8 protein-coding genes are annotated in these 8,014 nt (G+C 72.5%); 3 read left to right on the top strand and 5 right to left on the bottom strand.

The annotated features are described in order from the left end of the window. The 4 genes from G3I53_RS09940 to G3I53_RS09925 all read right to left on the bottom strand — a co-directional run. The coding region (locus tag G3I53_RS09940) for a TerD family protein (protein WP_164438228.1) at window positions 1-675 on the bottom strand (675 nt) is incomplete at its 3' end. 163 nt (window positions 676-838) lie between these two features. Beyond that, a complete protein-coding gene (locus tag G3I53_RS09935) occupies window positions 839-1,417 on the bottom strand; it encodes a TerD family protein (protein WP_164338487.1) in 579 nt (192 codons plus the stop codon). A 200-nt stretch (window positions 1,418-1,617) separates the two neighbouring features. Continuing rightward, window positions 1,618-3,759 carry an excinuclease ABC subunit UvrB gene (gene uvrB, locus G3I53_RS09930; RefSeq protein ID WP_164438227.1) on the bottom strand — a complete coding sequence of 714 codons (2,142 nt, stop codon included), beginning with the start codon at window positions 3,757-3,759 and terminating at the stop codon, window positions 1,618-1,620. 70 nt (window positions 3,760-3,829) lie between these two features. Then, window positions 3,830-4,693, bottom strand: a complete 864-nt coding sequence (locus tag G3I53_RS09925; protein ID WP_164337569.1) for an MHYT domain-containing protein — start codon at window positions 4,691-4,693, stop codon at window positions 3,830-3,832. Between the two features lie 288 nt (window positions 4,694-4,981). Here G3I53_RS09925 and G3I53_RS09920 point away from each other — a divergent pair, with 288 nt between their 5' ends. Continuing rightward, window positions 4,982-5,851, top strand: a complete 870-nt coding sequence (locus G3I53_RS09920; protein ID WP_164337568.1) for a glycerophosphodiester phosphodiesterase family protein — start codon at window positions 4,982-4,984, stop codon at window positions 5,849-5,851. 135 nt (window positions 5,852-5,986) lie between these two features. Further along, entirely contained in the window at window positions 5,987-6,541 is a 555-nt protein-coding gene (locus G3I53_RS09915) for a methylated-DNA--[protein]-cysteine S-methyltransferase (RefSeq protein WP_164337733.1), read from the top strand. Between the two features lie 38 nt (window positions 6,542-6,579). Here the strand turns inward: G3I53_RS09915 and G3I53_RS09910 are convergent, their stop codons facing one another. Then, window positions 6,580-7,008, bottom strand: coding sequence for a VOC family protein (locus tag G3I53_RS09910; protein ID WP_164337732.1), 429 nt, complete (start codon window positions 7,006-7,008; stop codon window positions 6,580-6,582). Between the two features lie 101 nt (window positions 7,009-7,109). Between G3I53_RS09910 and G3I53_RS09905 the strand changes: the two genes are divergently transcribed. Further along, window positions 7,110-8,014 (top strand): pseudouridine-5'-phosphate glycosidase (locus G3I53_RS09905; RefSeq protein ID WP_164438226.1); only part of this gene is annotated, 905 nt, incomplete at its 3' end.

Here is an 8,014-nt window from a genome sequence, read left to right as displayed (position 1 = left end):
GCCGGAGGTGCTCCGGGCCGCGGTGCCGCCCTGGTCGGGGCCGAGCGCGGGGGCGGCGGCCTGGCGGGACCGGTCGCCGTCCGCGGGGCGGGGCGGCGGGGCCTGCACGGAGCGGGCGAGCGACCGGGCGGTGGCCCGGTGGATGTCGGCCGCGAGCTGCTGCGCCTCGGGCAGGGCCTGGTCGGTGAGGAGTTCGGCGAGGCCGCCGGCGTATCCCTGGCCGATCGCGCGCACCTTCCAGGCGTCCTGCCGCCGGTAGAGCTCCAGGGCGATGACGGCCGTCTCGCTGTCCAGGCCCGTGATGGTGTAGCTGGCGATCTCGGTGCCGTCCAGGCCCGTGACGGCGACGAAGGGAGCCGCGACGGCGCCGAACCGGACGGGTCCCGGTCCGCCGCCCGCGGACGGCAGGGCGAGCAGCACGCTGACGCGGTGCACGGCGTCCGGCATGGCGTCCAGGTCCACCGCGAGACGGTGGTCGGCGGCCGCCTGCCGGGACACCTCGAGGCCGGGCTGGGTGGGCGCGCCCGGGTGGGCGACCCAGTCCACGCCGTGGATCCGGCCCGACGCGTCGCCGAGCGCGGCCGAGGCCACGACCGGCGTGCCGGCCGAGACCCGGACCTCCAGACGGGACCGGGACAGCGGGTGGTTCTGCCCCCGCACCAGCTCGGCCGTCATCGCCTTCTTCCCCCTGTGTCGCGTGTGTGGTGTGGTCCGCCGGGCTCCGCCGCCCCCGGCACGAGGACCGGGGCCGTGTCTTCCGGATCACCCCGGGGCCGCGGGGCTCACCGGCACTGTCGAGGCGCCGGCGATCCGGGTCGGAGTGATCCGGAAGACCGGCCTAGAGGACCGGCAGGATCGCCGGCATCAGGTCCTGGAAGGTGCGGCCGTTGGCCGGGCTGCCCAGGGCCGTCATCGACCAGCCGGTGCCCGCGCGGTGCACCTTGGCCATGATCTGGGCCGTGTAGGCGCCGCCGCCGGCCAGCGTGTAGCGGGCCAGCTCCTGGCCGTTGGTCTCGTCGACCAGGCGGCAGAAGGCGTTCTGGACCTCCTGGAAGGTCTGGCCCGTGAAGGAGTTCACGGTGAAGACGATCTGGTCGATGTGGACCGGGACGCGGGACAGGTCGACGAGGATGGCCTCGTCGTCGCCGCCCTGGCCGACCCCGCCGACGAGGTTGTCACCGGTGTGGCGCACGGAGCCGTCGTCGCTCACGAGGTGACGGAAGAAGACGACGTCGACCGGCTGCTTGTCCGCGAACAGGACGGCGGAGGCGTCCAGGTCGATCTCCCGGGTGCGCGAGCCGAACAGGCCGCGACGGGGAGCCGCCTGCCAGCCGAGACCCATGCGCACCGCGGTCAGGCTGCCGCCGTCGTTCTTCTGCAGACTGATGGCCTGACCCTTGGTCATGTTGACGGTCACGCGCTGATTCCCCTCTCGGACGTCCCCTGTTGCCGCGAAAGCCGCGGTTGTCGAGAACCCTACGCAGGGGCACTGACAGTGACGTACCCGGGAGCGCACTTTGTGTCGGTCTTGCAACACAGCCCGTGCCCGGCCGCGGCGGGTGGGACGGCGGGGGCGCCGGCCGCCTTCCGCCGCGGGCCGGCGCCGTCACGCGCGGGTCAGGACAGGCCCGCCTCCCGCATCTGCCGCAGCTCCTTCTTCATCTCGGAGACCTCGTCGCGCAGCCGGGCCGCGATCTCGAACTGGAGGTCCGCCGCGGCGGCCCGCATGCGGGCGGTGAGCTCCTCGATCTGCCCGGCGAGCTCGGCGGCCGGGCGGTCCGTCGGCACGCTCTCCGCGGCCTTGCCCCGGCCGCCCTTCGCGCCCTTGGCCGCCTTGCCCCCGAGGGCCGGCACGGGCGTCCTGGTGCCGCCGCCGTCCTTGCGCTGCTGGCGGTAGCCGGTACCGAGCAGCTGCTCGGTGTCGACGCCCTCGCGGGCGATCTGGGCGACGATGTCGTTGATCTTCTTGCGGAGCGGCTGGGGGTCGATGCCGTTCTCCTGGTTGTACGCGATCTGCTTCTCCCGGCGGCGGTTGGTCTCGTCGATGGCCTTCTCCATCGCCGGGGTGATCTTGTCGGCGTACATGTGGACCTGGCCGGAGACATTGCGCGCGGCGCGGCCGATGGTCTGGATCAGGGACGTGCCGGAGCGCAGGAAGCCCTCCTTGTCGGCGTCCAGGATCGCCACCAGGGAGACCTCCGGAAGGTCGAGGCCCTCACGGAGCAGGTTGATGCCGACGAGGACGTCGTACTCGCCGCTGCGCAGTTCCCGCAGCAGCTCGACCCGGCGGAGGGTGTCGACGTCGCTGTGGAGGTAGCGGACCTGGATCCCGAGCTCCAGGAAGTAGTCGGTGAGGTCCTCGGCCATCTTCTTGGTGAGCGTGGTGACCAGGACGCGTTCGTCCTTGTCGACGCGGGTACGGATCTCGTGCACCAGGTCGTCGATCTGGCCCTCGGTGGACTTGACGACCACTTCCGGGTCGACGAGGCCGGTGGGGCGGATGATCTGCTCCACGACGCCGTCCGAGCGGGACAGCTCGTACTGCCCGGGGGTGGCCGACAGGTAGACGGTCTGACCGATGCGCTCCTGGAACTCCTCCCACTTCAGCGGACGGTTGTCCAGGGCGGAGGGGAGCCGGAAGCCGTGGTCGACGAGGGTGCGCTTGCGGGAGGCGTCGCCCTCGTACATGGCGCCGATCTGCGGGACGGTGACGTGGGACTCGTCGATGACGAGAAGGAAGTCGTCCGGGAAGTAGTCCAGCAGGGTGTTGGGCGGGGAGCCGGGCAGGCGGCCGTCGAAGTGCATCGAGTAGTTCTCGACGCCGGAGCAGCTGCCGATCTGGCGGAGCATCTCCAGGTCGTAGGTGGTGCGCATGCGCAGCCGCTGGGCCTCCAGCAGCTTGCCCTGCTTCTCCAGCTCGGCCAGGCGCTCGGCGAGCTCCTTCTCGATGTCGTTGACCGCGCGCTCCATGCGCTCGGGGCCGGCGACGTAGTGGGAGGCGGGGAAGACGTAGAGCTGCTGGTCGTCGCTGACGATCTCGCCGGTGACCGGGTGCAGCGTGGACAGCGCCTCGATCTCGTCGCCGAACATCTCGATGCGGACGGCCAGCTCCTCGTACACCGGGAAGATCTCGATGGTGTCCCCGCGGACGCGGAAGGTGCCGCGGCTGAAGGCCATGTCGTTGCGCGTGTACTGGATGTCCACGAAGCGGCGCAGCAGCTGGTCCCGGTCGACCTCGTCGCCGACGCGGAGGGGGACCATGCGGTCCACGTACTCCTGCGGGGTGCCCAGGCCGTAGATGCAGGACACGGACGCGACCACGACGACGTCCCGGCGGGTGAGCAGGGAGTTGGTCGCCGAGTGCCGCAGCCGCTCGACCTCCTCGTTGATCGAGGAGTCCTTCTCGATGTAGGTGTCCGACTGCGGGACGTACGCCTCGGGCTGGTAGTAGTCGTAGTACGAGACGAAGTACTCGACCGCGTTGTTCGGCAGGAGTTCGCGGAACTCGTTGGCCAGCTGGGCGGCCAGCGTCTTGTTCGGCGCCATCACCAGGGTGGGGCGCTGGAGCTTTTCGATCATCCACGCGGTGGTGGCGGACTTGCCGGTACCGGTCGCGCCCAGCAGCACGACGTCCTTCTCACCGGCTTCGATGCGCCGGGCGAGGTCGGCGATGGCCGCCGGCTGGTCGCCGTTCGGCTGGTAGGGGCTGACGACCTCGAAGGGCGCCACCGTGCGTTCGATGTGGGAAACGGGCCGCATGTCATCAACCGTACGACCCGCCACTGACAACGGGCCCGGACCGGCGCCCGGGCGGCCCGCGTACGGCGGGTCAGCGGTTCTGCGGGGTGCGGGCGCGGTGTTCGACGGGTCCGCGGGCGCGGGGCCGGTGGCGTGCCGGGGAATGGTGCAGGTCGGGGTGGGCCGGGATGCCCGGCCGGTGCTCGGCGGGCACGGGGGCGGGACGCCCGGTGATCACCAGGGGGTCGAGGACCACCAGCAGGCCGAGGAGGCAGAGGAAGGCCAGCGGCCCGATCAGCATGGGCCCCAGCAGGGCGGCCGCGGACTCGCCCGTGGCGGGGGCGGTCGTGCCGTGCACGTGCACCTCCAGGGCGGCCATGCCGGTGTAGTGCATCCCGGTGACCGCGAGACCCATGACGAGGGCCGCGCCGACGCTCCACAGGAACCCTTTGACCTGGCCGGCCGCCCACAGCGCGGCGGTGGCGGCGGCCATGGCGATGACGACGGACGCGGCGACGAGGAGGGTGTTGTACTCCAGCGTCCCGTCGAGGTGCATGCTCGCCATGCCCAGGTAGTGCATGGAGGCGATGCCCAGCCCGGTGATGGTGCCCCCGGTGAACAGGGCGGTGCCGGCCGCGCCCCGGTGGCCGACGATGAACGTGCCGATGCCGACCATGACGACGGCGACGGCGAGGCTCGCGAAGGTCATCGCCCGGTCGTAGCGGATCGGGGTGCCCTCAATGGTGAAGCCCATCATGGCGATGAAGTGCATGGTCCACACGCCCGAGCCGATCGCCGCCGAGCCCAGGGTCAGCCAGGCCGTGCGCCGGGGCCCGGACGCGGTCAGGGACCGGGCCGTGCAGCGCAGTCCCAGGGCGCTGCCGAGGCAGGCCATGAGGTAGGCCACCAGCGGTGTGACCAGACCGTAGTTGAAACCGTCGACCGTGCCTTGCATGCGCGGCTGCCCTTCCCGCCCTGTTTCGCCCTGGAACTCCTGTTGTGACCCCCCTCCCAGGACCGCACCGGCGGCCAGGGTTGACGCAGAGAGTATGACCTCCACCGGAATGGTCGAACGACTTTCCGGTAAAGAAACACGCCCTTGCCCCAGTTGTGCGCCAGTGGTGTGCGGTGTGGGAGGAGTCGCGTTCATTCTGTGGCCACCTTGTGCACCTTTCACGTCGGCCGTCCGGTGTCACAGTGGAACCGTCCGTGACGTTCCCATTGCTGGACGTGAGGAGTACGTATGCACGCGCGCCCGGTCGCCGCCTCGATCACCGCACTCCTGGGGGCCGCCGCCCTCCTGTTCCCCGTCTCCCCCGCGGGGGCCGCCCCGGCGGGGGCTCCCGTCGTCGTCGCCCACCGGGGCGCCTCCGGTTACGCGCCCGAGAACACGCTGGCGGCCGTCGACCGGGCGGCGGCGCTGGGCATCGAGTGGGTGGAGAACGACGTACAGCGCACCAAGGACGGCACCCTCGTCGTCGTCCACGACGACAACCTGCGGCGCACCACCGATGCCGAGGAGGTCTTCCCGGGGCGGTCCCCGTGGAAGGTGAAGGACTTCACCGCCGCGGAGATCGCCCGCCTGGACGCGGGCAGCTGGTTCTCGCCGTCCTACGCGGGCACGCGCGTGCCGACGCTGGAGCAGTTCGTGCGCCGGGTGGAGAAGCACGGCCAGAAGCTCCTGCTGGAGCTCAAGAACCCCGAGCTGTACCCGGGCATCGAGCAGGAGACCCTGAAGGTGCTCAGCAACGAGGGCTGGCTGGACCGGCAGCACGTGCGGGACCGGCTGGTCGTGCAGAGCTTCGACGCCGCCAGTGTGCGCACGGTCCACGAGCTGAAGCCCGCCGTGAAGACGGGCCTGCTCGGCACGCCGCCGGTGGCGGACCTGCCCGGGTACGCGGCGTTCGCCGACCAGATCAACCCGACGCACTCCTCCCTGACGAGCGGCTACGTCGCCGCCGTGCAGTCCTTCGCCGGGCCGCACGGCGCGCGGATGCAGGTGCTCACCTGGACCGTGAACGACGCGGCCGCCGCCCGGCGGGTCGCCGGGTACGGCGTCGACGGCATCATCAGCAACAGGCCGGACGTGGTCCGGGACGCGGTGGGCGGCTGAGCCGGCCGGGCCCGGCAGGCTCCGGGAGGCGGGCGGCCGGGGCGCCGGCCCCGGCCGCGTGTCGGACGGTCCGGCCGGGGGCCGCGGGCCCGCTGTCGCCCCCGGTTGTCAGTTGCGGGTCGTACGGTGTTCCGCATGAGCAGTGATGCGCGGGACGGGCAGCCACCGGTGTGGGCCGTCGTGGACACCGGGATCGGTCCGCTGCTGCTGGCCGCCACCGGAGCGGGCCTGGTCAACGTCGTGTTCCACGCCACCGGCCCGGTGCGCGAGCGCGCGCTGGAGCGGCTGGCGTCGAGGCTCGGCGCGGCACCGGTCGAGGATCCCGGCTCTCCCCTGCTGGCCGAGGCGATACGCCAGGTCGAGGCGTATCTGGCCGGCGAGCGGCACGACTTCGAGGTGCCGCTGGACTGGTCGCTGATCTCGGGCTTCAACCGGGCGGTCCTGCGCGAGCTGGCCACGGGGGTGCCGTACGGCGAGGTGGTCGGCTACGGCGACCTGGCACGGCGGGTGGGCCGGCCCGGCGGCGCCCAGGCCGTGGGCATGGCGATGGGTGCCAATCCGCTGCCGGTGGTGGTGCCCTGCCACCGCGTCGTGGAGAGCGACGGCGGGATCGGCGGCTTCGGCGGCGGGCTGGAGACCAAGCGGCGGCTGCTGGCCCTGGAGGGGGTCCTGCCCGAGCCGCTGTTCTGACCGGTTCGTCCGGCACCCCCCGGGGCGGGCGCGGCGGGTCAGTCGTAGTGCCGCGCCTCGAACACGTTGCCGTCCGGATCCCGGAAGTAGAAGCTGCGCTTCGCGGGGCCGCGCGCGCCGAAGGAGTCGTGGGAGAAGTCCGTCAGGGGCACGGAGCGCTCCTCCAGACGGCTGCGCAGCGCGTCGAAGCCGGCGGCCGGCAGGGACAGGCACACGTGGTTGACGGGGTGGCCCGAGCTGTCGGCGGCGCCGGGCAGCATCGTCATGCGCCGCGCCATCTCCGCCGGCATCAGGTCGATGATCGTCTCGTCGTTGACCCGCACCGAGGGGAACGGGGCCGCCCCGGCGGAGAACTCGGCGAGCCGGACCGGTTCCAGCCCGACGGCCTCCGCGTAGAAGGTCGCGGCGGCGACGGGGTCGCGCACCCAGAGGACGACGTGGTCGAGGCGTGCCGTGTGGTCCGTCATGGCTCCCAGGCTGGGTGATGCCCGCGCCGACGTGCAAGGGGTTTGACCGGGCGCGCGGGTCGCCAGAGATGAGGAAGGAGCGGCTGACGGGAGGCGGGCACGTGGTGCTGAGGCTGTCGGGAGAGGTACGGGAGGCGCTCGACGCGGGCCGGCCGGTGGTGGCGCTGGAGTCCACGATCATCGCGCACGGGCTGCCCCGGCCCCGCAATCTGCAGGTGGCCGTGGAGCTGGAGGCGGCGGTGCGGGAGGAGGGCGCCGTGCCCGCCACCATCGCGGTGCTGGACGGCGTGCCCCGGGTCGGCCTGGACAAGGAACAGCTGGAGCGGGTCGCCAACGAGGACGGCATACGCAAGCTGGGCCACCGCGACCTCGCCCTGGCGGCGGCCTGCGGGGCGAGCGGGGCGACCACGGTCTCGGCCACCGCCCTGCTGGCGGCGCTGGCGGGCGTACGGGTGTTCGCGACGGGCGGGCTGGGCGGGGTGCACCGGGAATGGACCGTGACACAGGACGAGTCGGCCGACCTGGGGCTGCTGGCGCGGACCCGGATCACCGTGGTGTGCGCGGGTGTGAAGTCGATCCTGGACGTGGCGGCCACGCTGCAGCGTCTGGAGACCCTCGGGGTGGCGGTCGCCGGATACGGCACGGACCGGTTCCCCGGCTTCTACCTGTCCGACTCGGGCCACCCCGTGGACTGGCGGCTGGACACGCCCGCGCAGGTGGCCGACGTCATGCGGGCCCAGGACGCGCTGGGCGGGCCCGCGTCGGCGCTGATCGTGGCCAACCCCGTGCCCGAGGAGGAGCAACTGGATCCCGCGGTGCACGCGCGGGTCCTCGCCGAGGCGCTGCGCGCGTGCGCGGAGGAGGGCGTCACGGGGCAGGCGGTCACCCCGTTCCTGCTGGACCACCTGGTCCGGCACACCGACGGCGCCTCCCTGGCCGCCAACCTGGCGGCGGTGCGGGGCAACGTGCGGCTGGCGGCGCGGATCGCGGCGGCGCGGGCCGGGAG

The organism is Streptomyces sp. SID14436 (assembly GCF_010548465.1).
In the GTDB taxonomy this organism is placed as follows: Bacteria; Actinomycetota; Actinomycetes; order Streptomycetales; family Streptomycetaceae; genus Streptomyces.
Note: the sequence above shows the minus strand (reverse complement) of the source record. Positions and strands in the feature narration are given on the sequence as shown.